This is a genomic window from Streptomyces sp. NPDC002817 (assembly GCF_053592055.1).
In genome coordinates this window covers 53,749-70,997 of sequence record NZ_JBSFUY010000032.1, presented here as the reverse complement: position 1 = coordinate 70,997, position 17,249 = coordinate 53,749, and the positions used below count along the sequence as shown (strand labels likewise).

General features: G+C 71.3%; 12 protein-coding genes. 6 read left to right on the top strand and 6 right to left on the bottom strand.

Translation table 11 applies throughout. The annotated features are described in order from the left end of the window. Positions 1 to 77 precede the first annotated feature (77 nt). From ACWD3I_RS39310 to ACWD3I_RS39290, 5 genes are all read left to right on the top strand, one after another. Positions 78 to 2,012, top strand: coding sequence for a phosphatase PAP2 family protein (locus tag ACWD3I_RS39310; RefSeq protein ID WP_365409677.1), 1,935 nt, complete (start codon positions 78 to 80; stop codon positions 2,010 to 2,012). A 92-nt stretch (positions 2,013 to 2,104) separates the two neighbouring features. Then, positions 2,105 to 3,778: a phospholipid carrier-dependent glycosyltransferase gene (locus ACWD3I_RS39305; protein WP_365409720.1), complete on the top strand. Its 1,674-nt coding sequence runs from the start codon at positions 2,105 to 2,107 to the stop codon at positions 3,776 to 3,778. Between the two features lie 71 nt (positions 3,779 to 3,849). After that, positions 3,850 to 4,773 carry a MurR/RpiR family transcriptional regulator gene (locus ACWD3I_RS39300; RefSeq protein ID WP_266819376.1) on the top strand — a complete coding sequence of 308 codons (924 nt, stop codon included), beginning with the start codon at positions 3,850 to 3,852 and terminating at the stop codon, positions 4,771 to 4,773. A 456-nt stretch (positions 4,774 to 5,229) separates the two neighbouring features. Further along, positions 5,230 to 5,604 carry a hypothetical protein gene (locus tag ACWD3I_RS39295; RefSeq protein WP_266829624.1) on the top strand — a complete coding sequence of 125 codons (375 nt, stop codon included), beginning with the start codon at positions 5,230 to 5,232 and terminating at the stop codon, positions 5,602 to 5,604. Positions 5,605 to 5,680: 76 nt separating this feature from the next. Further along, positions 5,681 to 8,053, top strand: coding sequence for a SpoIIE family protein phosphatase (locus ACWD3I_RS39290; RefSeq protein WP_365409681.1), 2,373 nt, complete (start codon positions 5,681 to 5,683; stop codon positions 8,051 to 8,053). Between the two features lie 242 nt (positions 8,054 to 8,295). Here the strand turns inward: ACWD3I_RS39290 and ACWD3I_RS39285 are convergent, their stop codons facing one another. Beyond that, positions 8,296 to 8,925: a peptidoglycan-binding domain-containing protein gene (locus ACWD3I_RS39285; protein ID WP_365409684.1), complete on the bottom strand. Its 630-nt coding sequence runs from the start codon at positions 8,923 to 8,925 to the stop codon at positions 8,296 to 8,298. Between the two features lie 170 nt (positions 8,926 to 9,095). Between ACWD3I_RS39285 and ACWD3I_RS39280 the strand changes: the two genes are divergently transcribed. After that, on the top strand, positions 9,096 to 11,540 hold the full coding sequence (locus ACWD3I_RS39280; protein ID WP_365409687.1) for a polysaccharide lyase 8 family protein: 2,445 nt from the start codon (positions 9,096 to 9,098) through the stop codon (positions 11,538 to 11,540). Positions 11,541 to 11,544: 4 nt separating this feature from the next. Here ACWD3I_RS39280 and ACWD3I_RS39275 read toward each other — a convergent pair whose 3' ends face one another. From ACWD3I_RS39275 to ACWD3I_RS39255, 5 genes are all read right to left on the bottom strand, one after another. Further along, the gene (locus ACWD3I_RS39275; protein WP_365409690.1) at positions 11,545 to 12,360 is read right to left on the bottom strand and encodes an ATP-grasp domain-containing protein; all 816 of its coding nucleotides are present in this window, start codon (positions 12,358 to 12,360) and stop codon (positions 11,545 to 11,547) included. 116 nt (positions 12,361 to 12,476) lie between these two features. Beyond that, positions 12,477 to 13,922: an HAD-IA family hydrolase gene (locus tag ACWD3I_RS39270; RefSeq protein WP_365409693.1), complete on the bottom strand. Its 1,446-nt coding sequence runs from the start codon at positions 13,920 to 13,922 to the stop codon at positions 12,477 to 12,479. Positions 13,923 to 13,948: 26 nt separating this feature from the next. After that, positions 13,949 to 14,926 carry a hydroxyacid dehydrogenase gene (locus tag ACWD3I_RS39265; protein WP_365409724.1) on the bottom strand — a complete coding sequence of 326 codons (978 nt, stop codon included), beginning with the start codon at positions 14,924 to 14,926 and terminating at the stop codon, positions 13,949 to 13,951. Between the two features lie 80 nt (positions 14,927 to 15,006). Continuing rightward, positions 15,007 to 15,930: a carbohydrate ABC transporter permease gene (locus ACWD3I_RS39260; protein ID WP_365409696.1), complete on the bottom strand. Its 924-nt coding sequence runs from the start codon at positions 15,928 to 15,930 to the stop codon at positions 15,007 to 15,009. Then, on the bottom strand, positions 15,927 to 16,751 hold the full coding sequence (locus tag ACWD3I_RS39255) for a carbohydrate ABC transporter permease (protein WP_451084311.1): 825 nt from the start codon (positions 16,749 to 16,751) through the stop codon (positions 15,927 to 15,929). Before ACWD3I_RS39255 ends, ACWD3I_RS39260 begins: the two co-directional genes overlap by 4 nt. Positions 16,752 to 17,249 lie beyond the last annotated feature (498 nt).

The window sequence follows — 17,249 nt, the reverse complement described above, 5'->3', positions numbered from 1 at the left end:
CTCCTCCCGCGCCCCACGGGCTGTCATCGCTCGACTCCCCCGGCCGCACGGCCGAAGAACTCAAGAGAGGCAGCAGCATGCCGTCAACCGCCGGGTCCCGCTCCACGTCGTCGGTCAGTGAACTCGCCGTGAACAGAAGGGGGTTCCTGAGGACCTCCATCGGTGTCTCGGCCGGTGTCCTGGCCGCGCCCACCTTCGTTTCGTGGCTCGGGGCCGCGGACGCGAAAGCCGCCACCGGTGCCGCCGCGTTCGTCGACGACTACAAGACCAACATCACGGCGAACCAGACCGCCGAGACCAACGCGGTGCTGCGGATCCTCGGCGGCTTCGCCGAGATATGGAAGACCGGCGCCGCCTGGAACACCGGCACGCCGCTGCTGCCCGAGATCCTGCGCGCCAACATGCGCTACTGCGCCCGCCTCACGCAGGCGCGCACCGAGGCGCAGGCCAAGGAGGCGTTCGTCTACGACCGCCAGCACCAGAGCTACGCGATGATCGGCGCGCTCGGTCCGCTCGCCGACCTGTACAGGTCGGGTGCCAAGGCGGTCACGTCGATCACCAGCGCGCCGGATACCACACCCGCGACCACCATCAGCGACGCCGTCCCGGCCGGCGCGCCCGCGGGGTCCGCGATCGGCGCCGGCTCGTACACCTCGGACCTCGGCCAGGTGGCCAAGCTGGTCGACACCGTGCGCGGCCCGTTCGCCTCCGGCAACCCGGCCAAGTTCGCCTTCCAGTACCCGCGTCCGTGGCGGATGAACGAGGACAGCGAGGTCGTCGACACCGGGAGGACCGACGCGCTCGGCTTCCCCGTGTACGACTCGGACGTGGTCGTCGTGACCCAGCTGCTGCGTCAGCGCGGCACCAACGCGGCCGAGGACGGCGGCTTCCCCAGCGGCCACACCAACGCCTTCCACCTGGCGGCGCTGGCGTTCGCGTACGCCGTTCCCGAGCGGTTCCAGGAGCTGGTGACCCGCGCCTTCGAGCTCAGCCACACCCGGATCATGTCGGGCATGCACTCCACGGTCGACGTCCTCGGCGGCCGCGTCATGGCCACCGCCCTGGCCGCCGCCGCCCTCGCCGACCCGGCCAACGCCGACCTCAAGGCGGCGGCCCGAGCCCAGGCCCTCGCCTACTTCGGGGCGCAGACCGGCTCGACGGCGGACACCCTCTTCGCCTACGCCCACGCGGACGCCTCAGACGCGTACGCCGACCGCGACGACAACGCCTGCCTGGTCGAGCCCAAGCTGACGTACGTCCTCACCCGTCGGGGCCGCAGCACACCGCTGACCGTGCCGAAGGGCGCCGAGGTGCTGCTGGAGACGCGTCTGCCCTACCTGGACGCCGAGCAGCGGCGCGAGGTGCTGCGCACGACCGCGCTGCCCTCCGGTTACGTCCTGCTGGACGGCTTCGAGCAGTGGGGCCGGCTCAACCTGTTCGCCGCGGCGGACGGTTACGGCTCCTTCGACACCGACGTGACCGTCGCGCTCGACGCCTCGGCCGGTGGCTTCGGCGCCGCCGACACCTGGCGCAACGACATCGACGGCGACGGCTCCCTCACCAAGCGCGGCACCGGCACCCTCACCCTGACCGGCCACAACCGGTACACGGGCGGCACCGTGGTGCGCGAGGGCGTCCTGTCCGCCGGCTCGGCCCACGCCCTCGGCCACGGCGACGTGCGGGTGTCGGGCGGCACGCTGCGGGTGGCGACCAAGTCGTCGGTGCAGATCCACGGGACGTACGCCCAGGAGTCCTCGACGCTCGACGTGACGCTGCGTTCGGGCCGCGGCCCCGCCCTGGAGGTGACCCGGCGCGCGGTGCTCGGCGCGGGCAGCGTGCTGTCGCTGCGGCTCGACGCCGACAAGCCGCCGGCGGCCGGGAGCGTGGTGCGCGTGCTCGGCGCCGCGGGGCTGCGCGGCCGGTTCGACCGGGTGGAGCTGAACTCCGACACGCTGCGGGCCGTACCCGTCTACACGGCGGAAGGTCTGTCGGTACGACTCCTGAAGCGATGACGCCCTGAGGGGCGGGAGCTGATGCAGAGTAGGCGCATGAGGCGTCCTCGCATCGCTCCCGCCCCCGCGCGGCCCACGTCATCGCGGTGCGGATGATGGCGCGCGAACTGCACCCGGTCCTCGAACCGGAGACGCCCCCCGAAGTACCCGCCCCGCGGCCGGCGGGACGGTCGGGCAGGCCCTGGCTGGTGCCGCTCCTCGTCGTGCTGCTGCTCGCCCAGATGGCCGTCGCCATGGTGACCACCGCCGTGCAGCAGACACCGACCATCGACGAGCCGGTGTACGTGGGCACCGCCGCCGACTCCCTGCACGAGCACGCGATCCGCTACAACCCCGAGCACCCTCCGCTGGGAAAGCTCGTCATCGCGGTCGGGGTGGCCCTCGCCGATCCGCGCTACGACCCCTCCTTCAGCGGCGATCAGGGGCAGGTCGGGCGGCATCTGCTGTACGAGTCCGGCAACGACCCCTGGCAGGTCATGCTGTGGGCCCGGCTGCCGGTGATCGTGCTGACGCTGGCGTTCGGGCTGGTGGTCCTCGCCTTCGCCCGTGAACTCGTCGGCCCGGCGGGCGGCGTCGTGGCACTGGCCCTGTACGCCTTCTCCCCCGACGTGATCGCGCACGGCTCGCTGGCCACCCTCGACGTGCCCACGGCCGGCTTCCTGCTGACGTCGGTGTGGCTGCTGTGGCGGGCGCGTCGACGGCCGCGGCTGTACGTACCACTCGCCGGGCTGGCCGCCGGGGCGGCGCTGGCGACGAAGATGAGCGCGCTGGCAGCCGTTCCGGTGCTGCTGGCACTCGCCGCCTGGTCGGTGTGGCGCCACGACTCGCTCGACCGTCGCAAGGCGCTGGCGCGCGCGGCCGCGGGGGCGGGTGTCGTGGCGGTGGTCGCGATCGCCGTCGTATGGCTCTCTTATCTGGTGGTGGATCCGCGGCTGCGCTGGAGTCCGCAGCAGCATGTGCCCGTCGTGCACGGTCTGCGGGCGCTGCTCGTCGATCTGATGCCGTTCCCGGAGGCCTACCGGGACGGGATGCGGGTGCAGTTCGGCTTCGAGAACCATCCCTGGCAGGGGTTCCTGTTCGGGCGGCTCTACACCGGCTCCCTCTGGTACTACCTGCCGGCCGCGCTGCTGGTGAAGACCCCGCTCGGCATGCTCGCCCTGTGGGCCGCGGGTGCCGTCGCGGTCGTGGCGGTACGGCGGTTGCGGCCCGCGGCGCCCTATCTGCTGGTCCCCACCGCCGTGCTGCTCGCCGCGGCCATGACCGGCTCCCGGGACTTCGGCACCCGGTACGCCGTGTTCGTGCCGATGTTCCTGGCGGTGGCGGCGGCCGGTGTGCTCGCGGTGCGACGGCGGTGGGCCGTTGCCGTGGCGGGGGCGCTGGTGCTGTTCGTCGCGGTCAGCTCGGTGCGTACGTTCCCCTACTATCTGCCGTACTCCAACGAGGCGTTCGGCGGACCGGCCCAGACGCGTCTGCGGCTGCACGACTCCAACGTGGACTGGGGCCAGGATCTGGGCCGCCTCGCCGACCGGCTGCGCGAGCGGTATCCGGCGGAGCGGATCTGGCTCGTCTACAAGGGCAGTGGTGTGCCGTCGTACTACGGCATCGACGCATCCGATCCGCGCGGGGTTCCCGTGGAGGACGTCCACGGACTGCTGGTGGTGTCGGACTCCTCGGTCGCCAAGGCCACGGGCCGACTGGCCGAGTTGATCGACAGCAGCCGCTCGATCGATCAAGTCGGTCACTCGATCACGATCTATCGACGGTGACCGCACAACCCCTGGTCACAACAGTGTGTGGGCTATGTTGAGGCACTGTGGAAGACAAAGGAGGCGCACCCGTGCCATCGCCGCAGCAGGCACGCGCACAGGCATCCGCGATCACCTCGGGCAAGTCGGTTCCGGAGGCCGAGGCCTCCCCGACCTCCCAGCTCAGGGCCCTCTTCGACCGGCCCCGACTCTCCCCGGGGCAGCGCCGTATCGCCCAGTACCTGATCGAGCACATCACCGAGGCGGCCTTCCTTTCGATCACCGATCTCGCCGAGCGGGTGGGCGTGAGCCAGCCCTCGGTGACCCGGTTCGCCGCGGCGGTGGGCTTCAGCGGTTACCCGGCACTGCGGGAGAAGCTCCAGTCGATCGCCCTCGGCACCCTGGCGGGAGGTCCGGCGGCGGCCGAGGAGAACAGCGGCAACGAGTTGCAGGCCGCGGTCGACGCCGAGATCGAGAACCTGGAGAACCTGCGGCGCGACTTCGCCGACCCCGACCAACTCATCGACCTCGGCCGCAAGCTGTCGCAGTCGACCCCGCTGACCGTGCTCGGGGTGCGCATCTCGGTGTCGCTGGCGGAGTACTTCGCCTACGCCGCACGCCGCGTCCATCCCGACGTACGGCTGGTGACCCTGGGCGGCAGCGTCGCCTACGACGCACTCCTGCAGTCGCGTGAGGCGGGCGGTACCTGGGTGCTGGCATTCTCGATGCCCCGGCACGCGCAGGAGACCCTCACGGCCGTGCGGGTCGCGCGCAGCGCGGGGCTGCGCGTCGCCCTCATCACGGACCTGGCGCTCGGCCCGGTCGCCGACGAGGCGGACATCGTCTTCGCCACCGGCACCGGCTCCCGCCTGGTCTTCGACTCCTACGCCGCCCCCGGGGTGATGGCCGCCGCGCTGCTCCAGGCCATGACCGACGCCGACCCCGAGCGGACCCAGGCGCGGCTCGAGGAGTACGAGCAGATCTCCGACCAGCACCAGTTCTTCCTGCGCGACTGACGCGGCGGACCGACACCGCCCCTTCCGGCCCTCTCCGGCCACACCCGACGAACCACATCGCAAAGGGACCAACCGTCCCATTTCACGCATGAATGTTTTCATACGTCTTGCAAACCGGACGGCATATATAAATACTGCTCACGGATCGCCCCCGGCCACTCCCGGGACACGTTCCGCACCCCCGTCCCCACCCTCGCAACAGCCCGCAGAAAGCCGACGGTCCGCCCATGCGCACGCTGCACCATCCGCCGCGCGGGCGCCGTCTGCCTTCCGGGCCCCTGCGCGAACACCCGAAGCCGCCGCCACCTACCCGCGACGGCGCATCGGGTGTTCGGTCGGGCATCGCCTCGGCGAGCGCCCGCGGCGGCCCCGGTCATCCCCTAGGCCGGGGCCGCCCATACCCGTCGGACCACCCCTCCTGACGCCGCACACCCGGAAGAGATGGCCATGACTCCCATGACTCTGACGACCACGCGCATCAGCCCGGACTGGCCCTGCCAGGTCAAGACCCCCGGCAGCTACGACTGGGAGCGCTCGGCGGCCAAGTGGCTGCGCGAACTGGTGCCGGCCCGCTACGCCAGCTACCCGGCACTGATCCGCCACCCCGTGCTGCTGGCCCGGCACGCGCAGATCCAGGTCCAGCAGGAGATCCGGGTCGCGCGCACCGCCCTCCAGACCGCCCGCGCCGACCTTCCGGGGCTCGGTCTGCCCGAGTCGGTCATCGAACACACGATCAAGCTGTACGCGGCGGAGGTCCTCCAGCTGCAGCACATCGCCCGCAGCGTACGGGCGGTTTCCCAGGCTCTCGTCGAGCACAGCGCCGGACGTTGACCAGGGCGCACTTTCGAGTGAATCCGGTCCTGACAAGGCGGCGATCGCACCGGGCTCCGTGTGCGATGCTCGTCGCGTGACGAGCGAGCCCACCGGCCCAGCGGAGTCCGGCGCCCCCGACACGGTCGCGCTGGCCAAGACCGTCGCCCGCCAGCGAGCCGAGATGGACCGGCTGCGCGACCAGGCGGCGACCTCGGCCGTCGTGGAACGGGCCAAGGGCGCCGTGATGGCACTGACCGGGTGTTCCCCGGACGCCGCCGGCGAGGAACTGCAACAGCGCGCGAAAGCGGCACGCCACACGCTGCTCGAGGAGTGCTGGATCACCCTCGGCGACCTGGTCCCACCGGCCCCGACCGCCGGCTCCGCGGACGCACCGGAACAGGACGCCGTCGTCCACGCCTTCCGGGACCCGGAGGCCGGCGACGCCCGCGACCTCAGCCGCCTCGGCCGGGCCCTCGTGCGCGTCGGCACCCCACAGGACCTCGCCCGGTGCCTGCTCGAGCATCTGACGGCCAGCACGGAGTCGGACGCGGTGATGATCTTCGCCCGGTTGCCTGCCGGGGGGCTCGAACTGGTCGGGCACGCCGGCATCGACGAGACCCTGGCCGCCCAGTGGCGCCAGGTGCCGCCGCTGAGCGGGATCGCCGCGCTGGACGCGCTCCGCGCAGGGGAGCCGCGCTGGCTGGAGGACATCGAGACGAACCGCGAGCGGTACCTGCTCATCGGGGATCCTCCCGAACGCTGGCTCTCGCGCGCCTGGATCCCCGTGGTCACCCGGGACCGGGCCGACGTCTGCGTCGGGGTCCTGCGCACCCGTGGTGGAGAGTTCACCCCGGCCGTCCGGGAGCATCTGCTCGCGGTCGCCCGGCTGTGCGCCGGCCGGCTGCGCGCCTTCGATCCACGCCGGGGACCGTCCACCGACGCCGCCGTGGACGCCGTACAGACGGTGTTCGACGCGCTGCCGGGCTCGACCATGCTGCTCACCCCGCTGCGTACCCCGTCCGGTGAGGTCGAGGACTACCGCATCGAGGCCGCGACCGAGGAGACGTTCGACGCCCACGGACGAACCGGCCGGGACCTGCTCGGGCTACGACTGCTGGAGTGCTTCCCCACGCTCGCGGACGATCCGCTGTGGGAGGGATGCCGGCACACGCTGGCCACCGGAGAGGCGTACGACGGGGAGCCGTTCGCGCAACAGGAGGTGGTGGCGGGCGTCGCGGAGTTGTCCACCTACACCGTGCGGGTCACACGCCTGGGCGGCGGACTGGCCGTCAGCTGGCTGCGGCACGACTCCTCCGACCGGCAGGAGCAGCGGCTGGCAGACGTCCAGCGGCTGGGGAACCTGGGCTGGGCGAACTGGAACCTGATCACGCACGACGTCAGCTGGTCGTCGCAGGTCTACACCGTGCTCGACCGGGATCCCGCGGCCGGTCCGGTGCGCCTCACCGCACTGCGGGACCTCGCGGTGCCCGAGGACGCACCCGCCCTGACCCACGCCGTCGGCGAACTCGCGCGCCGGGGCCGGCCGTGCTCCATGCCGTTCCGGATCAGGGCCACGGACGGTATCCGGCATCTGCGGATCGTCGCCGAGGCGGTCACCGACGTCCACGGCACGCCCGTCGAGGTGCACGGCTTCGTCCAGGACCTGACCGCGCTGCGCACCGCCGAACTGGCCCTCGTCGAGAGCGAGCAGGCGATCGTGACCCAGCACGACGTCCTGCGCGCCGAACGCACGCTGGCCGCCCGGCTCCAGCACGCCCTGCTGCCCCTGCCCACCCGGCCCGTCCAGCCGGCCGGGCTACAGGTCGAAGTCGCCTATCTGCCCGCCCAGTCCGGGATCCATGTCGGCGGCGACTGGTTCAGCGCCATCGAACTTCCCGACGGCGACGCCCTGTTCGTGGTCGGTGATGTCGCCGGACACGGCATCGACGCCGTCGCCACCATGGCCCAGCTCCGCTTCACCGCCAAGGGCATGGTCATCACGGGCTCGTCGCTGACCGGTGCGCTCACCCGGCTCAACACCCTGCTGCTGCACTCCCGCGACACCCACGGCACGGCCACCATGATCCTGGCCCGCTACACCCCCGACCGGCACCGCCTGGTGTGGGCGCAGGCCGGGCATCCCGCGCCGCTCCTGCTGCGGGCCGGCGAGGCCCGCTATCTGGACCGGCCGCGCGGCATGCTCCTCGGGGCGAGCTCCGCACCGCACTTCCAGGAGGCCGAGTGCGTGCTCGAACCGGGCGACCGGCTGCTGCTGTACACGGACGGGCTGGTCGAGCGGCCCTCGGAGGGCATCGACCGGGGCTTCAAGCGACTCGCCGACGCCTTGGTGACCCACCATGGCAACGAGTCCGGCTCCCTGGGGCCGATGCTGGCGGACCTGCTGGAGGGTGAACGGCGGGACGACGTGTGTGTCGTCGACATCGGGGTGCCGTTGGCCGACTTCTAGAGCCCGCTTCCCTTCCTCGTTCCAGAGGGCCGCCGGGCCCGCTTCACTCGTCGCCTCGGTACCGCCAGTACCACAACGCGCCCACGACGAGGGCCAGCAGGAAGACGGCGGGCAGTACGAGGCCCGGGATGCGGGAGACGCTCATCGGCATGGCTTTCGGCTCGGACGGTTGCGTCCATCGTGAGGCCCGTCAGCGCACGGTCCCGAGCTCTTTCCCCTTGTGTTACCGGACGTTCGAGAGGTCAGCCCGTACGGGACTCCAGTGCGAGCCGGGTGTCGTTGCCGTAGACGCCGCTCTCGTCGCCCCGGATGCCGTACCAGACCTGGAAGCGGGCGACGGCCTCGGTGAGGACGGCGTCGTAGGTGCCGCCGGTGGAGCCGTTCTCGTAGACGTTCGGGATACGCAGCAGGCGTTGCTGAAGGTCGGCCACCTCGGGGCCGCTGGCCCCCTCGCGCAGGGTGCCGGGCCCGTCCGGGTCGGTGGCGGCCGGGGTGGTCGCGGCGGAGGGGGTGGGAGTGGCGGAAGGCGGAGGCGCCGCGGTGGCGTCGCCGCGCCCCGGCAGCAGGAGGGCACAGCCGAAGCCGACGAGCGCCGCCGCACTCACGCCGAGCACGACGGCGGCGCGCCGCAGGCCGGGGCCGAAGCCGAAGGGGCGGGCGCCGTCGTGGGCGGGGACCGGCGGCAGTTCCTGTGTCTCGTCCTCGGAGCCGGACAGCCGTCGGGGCATCACGAAGGACTCGTAGCGGGTGCTCTCCTGCGGCGATTCCCTGAAGAGTTCCGCCAGGGCATCGGTGCGACGGGGGCGCAGCACCCGGATCGGTTCCAGGGGCAGGGGGTCCTTCGACTGGCCGCGCTCGGGCGGTGTCGGCATCTCGCTCTCCTTCCGTCCCGTACCCAGGGGCCGGGTCCGTCCCCTCGCGGAGTGATACGCGGCCACGACCCGGTGAGTTCAGCGGATCCACCCACCAACAAACGATCGATACGATCAGATTGGCGTGAACTATTGAGCGTTTGATCGATGCCGTGCTAGAAACCGCCGTCATGACGACTCGTTGGTCACGCCGCGGCTTTCTGGCCGCAAGCACCGGTACCGCTGTCGCCGTCGGTCTCCCGGCACAGTCGAGCGCAACCCCCGCGTCCGTCCTCCGGGTCGCCGAGGCGGACGAGTTCACGACGCTGCGGGCGAAGTGGCGCACCCTGCTCCTCGGTGAGGGATTCAGTCCCACCGCCGAGCCGTTCAAGAGCCGGCTCACCGAACTGGGCACCACCGCAGCCCAGTTGCGGTCCTCCATGGCGCCGGTCGCCGGTTCGCTGTGGCCGGATCTGGTGTACGCGGATCCCGAGCCCGACACCGATCAGGAGTCGTACGGCTACTCGGGCAACATGAACGTGAGTTACAACCGGCTGAGCACGCTCGCCCAGGCGTACTGCCGGCAGGGCACGGGGCTGACCGGCGACGCGAGCCTGCGGACCGCGATCCTCACCGGCCTCGACCACCTGCACTCCGAGGTCTACAACGCCGGCCGGACCCGCTACGGCAACTGGTACAGCTGGCAGATCGGCGCACCGCAGGCCCTGCTCGACGTGTGCGTGCTGATGTACGACCAGTTGTCGGCGACGCAGATCTCCGACCACATCGCCGCCGTGGACCACTTCGTGCCCGACTCCGCCGTCGCGAGCTACACCGGCACCAGCACCGGGGCCAACCGCGTCGACCTGTGCCGGGTGCTGGCGCTGCGCGGCATCGTCGGCGGTTCGTCCGCGAAGGTCGCGCTCGCCCGCGACGCCCTCTCCCCCGTCTTCCCGTACGTGAACGGCGGCGACGGTCTCCACACCGACGGCTCGTTCATCCAGCACACGACCGTGCCGTACACCGGCTCGTACGGTTCGGTCATGCTCGGCGGCCTCGGGATGCTGTTCGCGCTGCTCACCGGGTCGAGTTGGGCGGTCACCGACACGAACCGGCAGATCGTGTTCGACGCCGTGGAGAGCGCGTGGGCGCCCTTCCTCTACAACGGGCTCGTGATGGACGGGGTGTCCGGCCGGGCGATCAGCCGGGGCCTGTCCGCGACCGACACGAAACAGATCCAGCAGAACGATCACCTGCGCGGTCATCCGATCCTCGCGTCGATCGTGCTCCTCGGACAGGGCGCGAGCAGCACGGAGAACGCCCGCTGGCGCGGCCTGGTCAAGGGCTGGATGCGGCGCGACTACTACAGCCCGCCGATGAGCAACCCCTCACTCGGCCTGACGAGCCTGGTCCGGCTCAAGGACGTCCTGGACGACACGTCCGTCACCGCGCTCGCGGAGCCGTCCGCCCACCGCCTGTTCACCAGCATGGCACGGGCCACGCACCGCAGACCCGGCTGGGCCGCGTCGATCAGCATGGCCGACCGGCGCATCACCTACTACGAGACCGGCAACGGCGAGAACCTGCGCGGCTGGCACACCGGTTCCGGAATGCTCTACTGGTGGGGCGACACCTACGCCAACGGCCAGTACAGCGACGCGTTCTGGCCCACCGTCGACCCGTACCGGCTGCCCGGCACGACCGCCTCGCGTCTGGCCCTCGCGGACGCGGCCGGCGGAGACTGGGGCGCCTCCCTGCCGGACGTGAACTGGGTGGGCGGCGCCACGGACGGACAGCGGGCCGCGATCGGCCAGTACCTCAAGGGCCTTCGGTCCACGCTCCTGGCGAAGAAGTCGTGGTTCTGTCTGGACGACTCGATCCTGTGTCTCGGCGCCGGCATCAAGAGCACCGACGGGACGGCCGTGGAGTCGACGATCGAGAACCGCAACCTCGGCCCCACCGGCAGCCACTCCTTCACCGTCGACGGCACCGTCAAGACGGCCGCCTATCCCTGGTCCGAGACGCTCACCGGCGCGACCTGGGCGCACCTCGGCGGCATGGGCGGCTATGTCTTCCCCGGCGGCGCGACCGTCCAGGCACTGCGCGACTCGCGCGAGGGCACCTGGAGCGCCGTCAACAAGGGCGGCTCCACGACGGCCCTCAACCGCAAGTACCTGACGATGTACGTCGACCACGGCACCGACCCGACGAACGGCACCTACGCCTATCTCCTCATGCCGGGCGCCACGGCCGCCCAGACCCAGGCGCGGGCCGCCGCCACGACCTGGCTCACCGTCCTCGCCAACACCGACGACCAGCAGGGCGTGTCCGTTCCCTCGCTGGGCTTCACCGGCGTCAACTTCTGGTTCGGAGGCACGGTCGGAAGCCTCGTCGCGAGCGATCCGTGCTCCGTGATGATCACCGAGAGGAGCGACGGCACCGCGGTGATCTGCGTCAGCGATCCGAAGCGGATGAACACGGGCCTGACCCTCACCTGGAACCGGGCGGTGTCCGCGGTGGTGTCGAAGCCGTCCACGGTGACCTCGGCGACGACGGGATCCGCCCTTCAGCTGGTCTTCGGGGACATGACCGCGTCGGCCGGTGCCACCCAGAGGATCACCGTCAGGCTGGGGTGACTCCTCACGCCCCGAGGAACCGGTGCAGGGACGCCTTCATCGCCGCCACGAAGGCGTCCCTGCCGCCGTCGGTCAGCGCGTCCAGGGACAGATAGGGGTTCAGGTCCTCCAGCTCGACGAGCAGCAGCTCACCTCCGGGCGCACGGCAGGCGTCGACACGCTGGATGCCGTGGCCGATGCCGTTCCAGTCGATGAACCGGCGGGCGAACTCAAGGTCGTCGTCGGTGGGTTCGTACGGTTCCAGCTGCCAGCGCCGGTCAGGACGCGGCGCGTACAACGCGTACTGGAAGTCGTGGTCGACGAAGTAGAAGGACACCTCGTAGGCGAAGTCGACGCACGGCTGGACGAGCACGCCCTCGCCGGCGAGGTCGCGCACCCGGTCCCCGGTGACGATCTCCAGACCCATCGAGTCGGCACCGAGCTTCGGCTTGACGACGTACCGGTCCGTCCGCGGCAGCCGGTGCAGGTCGTCGACGCTGTCGACCGTGGGGATCACCGGGTACCCGGCCGCGCTCAGGTCGAGCAGATACTGCTTGCCCGCCATGTCGGCCTTGCCGGACAAGGGGTTGTAGACGCGGGTTCCGGTCGCGGTCGCCCGCTCGCGGAAGGCGTCGTAGGCGTCCTGGTGGGTGAGGACGGGCCCGCTGTTGCGGACGACGACGGCGTCGAAGGCGTCCATCAACGCCGCCGCGTCCCGCGGGTCGCACAGGGCGAGGTCGAAGTCCTCGCGCAGTCGTGAGGTGAGGAAGATGTCCTCGTCGCAGTACCGGCGCCCGCGAGCCTCGTAGGCCAGGTCGGTGACGTACAGGATGCGGGGCATGCGGGTCTCCTCGGCGGCTACGGCGAGGGGCGATCGTATGCGGCCCGTATCGGCCGAACAAAATTCCGGCCTGCGAGGTCATGCGGGGTCGTGCGGGGTCCGCGCGCTCTGCGCGTTCACAGTCCCGCCGTCCACAGTTCCCTGCGGCCGATTCCCTTCAGGTCGGGGACCACGGTCCGCCGGTGCGCGGGATCGATCGCCGCGTACGAGGGGACGGCGAGCACCCGGCACCCCGCCGCCTCGGCGGCCCGCACGCCGGTGGGTGAGTCCTCCACCGCGAGGCAGGCCGCCGGGTCGACGCCGAGCGCGCGGGCCGCCGCACGGTAGGGGTCCGAGGCGGGCTTGGTGCGGGGCGTCTCGCCTTCGGCGACCGTCGTACGGAAACGGTGGGCGCCCAGCACGTCCAGAACCGCGTCCACGACGGCGCGCGACGAGGCGGAGACCAGGGCCGCGGGGATGCCGGACTCCGCGAGGAGGTCCAGGAGGTCCAGGGCGCCCGGCAGCGGGGTGACCTCCTGCCGGACGGCAGCCAGGAAGCGTGCCTCCAGGTCGGCGGCGAGGGCCCGCGGGTCGACGCCGGGGCGTGTGCGCAGGTGGGCGACGGTGTCGGCGACCGAGCGGCCCAGGACGTGGGTCACGTCGACATCGGGTGCGCTCTCGCGGACGGTACGCAGCCACAGCGACTCGGTGTCCACGAGGGTGCCGTCCATGTCGAGGAGAACGGCATGCGGGCGGGCGGCGAAGGGGCGGCCGTCCAGCGACCAGTGCCGGTCCGGATGACGGCCGACGGAGACCAGCGCCTGGGCCGCGACATCCACGTGGCGCACGACGGACGGCGGCGCGCCGATACCCGGGCCCGCCGCGATCAGCCACGCCGTGCGCTCCTCGGTCGTACGGCCGCCGTGGCCGCCCGCGTCGGCGTGGCCGTGGTCGGTGACGACGAGGACGGTCCAGCGCTCGCCGGCGTACGAAGGCCGGGAACGCACCGCCGCCAGCAGTCGGCCGAGGCGGGCGTCGGCCTGTCGTATCGAGGTCTCGTACTCCTCGCCGCAGCCCAGGAAGTGCGCCGTCTCGTCGGGTGCGCCGAGGTAGACGAACGACGCCCGCATGTCCTCCTCGGCGAGCACGCGCGTGGCCGCCGTGGTGATCTGCTCGTCGCACTCCCCCCAGGCCGGCGGGGTGTCCTCGGTCGGTGCGATGTAGACGGACCGGGACGGGGCCCGGAAGAGGGGGCCGCCGCTGCGGACCTGCATCAGGGGCTGCCAGCCGGCGGCCACGAACGTACGGCTGCCGTCCTTCTCGGCGAGGCGGGTGGCGAAGTCGGGGAAGACGTCGAGCCGGTGGCCGGTGAAGTTGTTGCTCCACACCCCGTGCTTGGCCACCGACACGCCGGTGACGACGGTCGCCCAGCACGGGCCCGACATGGTCGGGGTGTCCGCGTCCACCTCGATGGGGGTCAGGAAGCCGTCGGCCGCCAGAGCGTCGAGGTGCGGGGTGGGCAGGCGCCGCATTACGTCGAGGCGTACGCCGTCGATACCGACGACCAGAACACGATCCTGCACTGGATTTCCCTTCAGGTGTGGGGCGTTCAGGCCGAGCGCGACAGTTCCTCGGACCCGACCTCATGGGCGAACGGCAAGCCTTGCGCGTATCGGGAGACCTCGTCGATGGCCCAGTCGGCCATCCGGTGCAGCTCGTTGCCGAGGGAGCCGGCCATGTGCGGGGTGAGCAGCACGTTGGGCAGCGTGTACAGCGGCGAGTCGGCGGGCGGCACGTCCGGTTCCGTGACGTCGAGGACGGCGTGGACACGGCCGGTGAGCAGGTGCTCGGTGAGGGCGGCGGTGTCCACGAGGGAGCCCCGCGCGGTGTTGATCAGCGTGGCGCCGTCCCTGAGGAGTGCGATGCGGCGAGCGTCGAACATGTGGCATGTCTCGGGGAGTTGGGGAGCGTGGATGGAGACCACGTCGCTGCGGCGGGCGAGTTCGTCGAGGCCGACCGGCTCCGCTCCGAGGACGTGGGCCTGCTGTTCGTCGACGTACGGGTCGTGCAGGAGTACGTCGAGGTCGTGCGGGCGCAGCAGCTCGATGACGCGGCGTCCGATGCGGGAGGCGCCGACGATGCCGACCGTGCGGTGGTAGTTGCCGTGACCGCTGAAGTACGGCAGCAGGTCGGGCTGGGCGCGGGCGGTGGCGTAGCCGCGAGCCACCTCGAGGACGCGTTTGTTCGCGAACAGGATGGCGGCCAGGGTGAATTCGGCCACCGGCAGGGCGTTGGCGGCGGCCGCGGAGGAGACCGTGATGCCGCGTCGCCACACGGCGTCGGTGACGTGGTGCTTGACCGAGCCGGCCGCGTGCACGACCGCGCGCAGCCGTGGCAGTCGCCGCAGGGCCTCCTCGGTGAGCTCCGGTGCGCCCCAGTGGGTGAAGAGGATCTCGGCCGCGGCGAGTTGACGGGCGTCGGCGGTGGTCAGGTCGGTGACGACGGAGGCCGTGTCGACGCGGGCGACGGAGGGGAGCCGGTCGAGGCCGCCTTCGGCCAGGAGCCGCTGGTGGATGGTGGCGCCCATGGCGAGCAGGGTGTGCGGGCGGGGCAGGGCGGTCGGCGGGTGGATGCTGTTCAGGAGGGTGCCTTCCGGGGCGGGCGGCGTCACTTGACGGCGCCGGCGGTCAGGCCGGAGCGCCAGAAGCGCTGCAGGCAGACGAACGCGACGATCAGCGGGACGACGGCGACGAGGGAGCCCGTGATGACGAGTGAGTAGAACTCGGGCTGCTGCGCGGTGGTGCTGTTCCACATGAACAGACCCAGGTTGACCGGGTAGAGCTTGTCGTCGTTGAGCATGACGAGGGCACCGAAGAAGTTGTTCCAGCTCGCGGTGAACGAGAACAGGAAGATCGTCATGAAGCCGGGGGCCAGCATGGGCAGCGAGATCCGCGCGAACATGCCCAGTTCGCCGGCTCCGTCGACCCGGGCCGCCTCCAGGACCTCGTTGGGTATGTAGCCCTCCGAGAAGACGCGGGCGAGATAGACGCCGAAGGGGTTGACGAGGGCGGGCAGGAGCAGCGCCCAGTACGTGTTGACGACGCCCGCCTTGGTGGCGAGGAGGTACATCGGCAGCTGGATGACCGTGGTGGGGACGAGGACGCCGCCGAGCACCAGGCCGAAGAGTTTCTCCTTGCCCTTGAAGTCGTACTTGTCGAAGGCGTAGCCGGTGGCGACGCACAGGAACGTGGACGCGGCGGAGCCGACCACGGAGTAGAGGACGCTGTTGCCGAACCAGCGCAGGTAGATGCCGTCGTTGAAGGTGAAGAGGCGCTCGAGGTTGGCGAAGAGGTTGAAGTCGCCGAACGCGAAGCCGGAGGTGGCGAAGAGGTCGCGGTGGTCCTTGGTGGCGGCGAACAGCAGCCAGCTGACCGGCATGAGCGTGTAGAACGCGGCGACGAGCAGGATGCCGTTGACGGCGCCCTTGGACAGGAGGGTCCCTGCGGAGCTACGGCGGCGAGAGCGCACGGGGGTGCGGCGATCCGCCTCGTGCCGGGTGGCGGGTGGGGTGTCGTGGGTGAGGGTGCTCATGACGTGGCCGCCTTCCACCGGTTGCCGAGCCGGGTGACGAGATAGGAGAGGGCCACGCCGAGAGCGGCGAGCATCAGGGACGCGGCGGCGGCCAGGCCGTAGTCGTGCTGTACGAAGCCGGCCTTCCAGATGAAGAGGGTGGGCGACCACTCGGTGTCGATGGAGGGCGCGCCCCGCTGGCCCAGGAGTTTCGGCTCGGTGAAGATCTGGATCGCGCCGACGCAGGTGAACAGAACGGTCATGACGACCGCGGAGGCGATCATCGGCACCTTGATCTGGAGGGCGGTACGGAGGGCGCCGGCCCCGTCCACCACGGCCGCCTCGATCACTTCGCGCGGGACGGCCTGGAGGGCGGCGTAGAAGATGACCATGTTGTAGCCCATCCACTGCCAGGCGCACAGGTTGACCATCGACGCGAGCACATGGTCGTTGCTGTAGAAGTCCCAGGACCCGCCGAGCGCGCCGATCCAGTCGATCACCGGGCTCAGACCGGGGGTGTACAGATAGATCCAGATGATCGAGGCGATCAGTCCGGGGATGGCGTGCGGCAGGAACAGGGCGAGTTGGAAGAAGCGCTTGGCGCGGGCGAGGGCCGAGTCGACGAGGAGTGCGAGGGCCAGCGAGCCGCCGATCATCACCGGGATGTAGAGGGCGCAGTAGAGCGCGATGTGCGCGAAGCCGCTCCGGAACCCGGCGTCGCCCAGGGCGTTGGCGTAGTTGGCGAAGCCGGCGAAGACGCGCTCGGTGCCGCCGAAGCCGAGTCCTGAGGACCGCTCCTGGAACAGGCTCATCCACACCGCGTAGCCGATGGGCGCCGCCATGACCGCGGCGAACAGGACGAAGAAGGGAACGATGAAGAGCGCGGCGGTACGACGCTGACTGCGCCGCAGCTTCGAGACGCCCGGCGACCGGTCCGGGGGCCTACGCACGGCCGACCGGCTGGCGGGTCGGGCGGAGGAGAGTGCCACGGGGGCTCCTTGACGGCGGGGTGGGTGCGGCTTGTGCGGGGTGCGGGCGAGAGGCCGGACCTGGCGAGCACGGCGGGCCGGCCGGGGTGGACGGCCGATCGGGGCGGGACTGGACTGGAGGGCACCGCCCGTGTCGGAGGCGGCGGGGCGGTGGCCGGGCCGGTGCAGCCCGCACCTGGAGTGGCCGGGCCAGTGGCCAGAAGGTGAAGCCGGGGCCGGAGACGGCCGAGCAGTGGCCGGGCCGGTGCAGCCAGTGCCTGGAGTGGCCGGGCCAGTGGCCGGAAGGTGAAGCCGGGGCCGGAGACGGCCGAGCAGTGGCCGGGCCGGTGCAGCCAGTGCCTGGAGTGGCCG

Coding starts and splice junctions, on each gene's coding strand:
- ACWD3I_RS39275 (WP_365409690.1), bottom strand. CDS start 12,360: ATGCCCCGCATCCTGTACGTCACCGACCTGGCCTACGAGGCTCGCGGG.
- ACWD3I_RS39295 (WP_266829624.1), top strand. CDS start 5,230: ATGACTCTGACGACCACGCGCATCAGCCCGGACTGGCCCTGCCAGGTC.
- ACWD3I_RS39260 (WP_365409696.1), bottom strand. CDS start 15,930: ATGAGCACCCTCACCCACGACACCCCACCCGCCACCCGGCACGAGGCG.
- ACWD3I_RS39280 (WP_365409687.1), top strand. CDS start 9,096: ATGACGACTCGTTGGTCACGCCGCGGCTTTCTGGCCGCAAGCACCGGT.
- ACWD3I_RS39265 (WP_365409724.1), bottom strand. CDS start 14,926: ATGGGCGCCACCATCCACCAGCGGCTCCTGGCCGAAGGCGGCCTCGAC.
- ACWD3I_RS39255 (WP_451084311.1), bottom strand. CDS start 16,751: ATGGCGGCGCCCATCGGCTACGCGGTGTGGATGAGCCTGTTCCAGGAG.
- ACWD3I_RS39285 (WP_365409684.1), bottom strand. CDS start 8,925: ATGCCGACACCGCCCGAGCGCGGCCAGTCGAAGGACCCCCTGCCCCTG.
- ACWD3I_RS39305 (WP_365409720.1), top strand. CDS start 2,105: ATGATGGCGCGCGAACTGCACCCGGTCCTCGAACCGGAGACGCCCCCC.
- ACWD3I_RS39310 (WP_365409677.1), top strand. CDS start 78: ATGCCGTCAACCGCCGGGTCCCGCTCCACGTCGTCGGTCAGTGAACTC.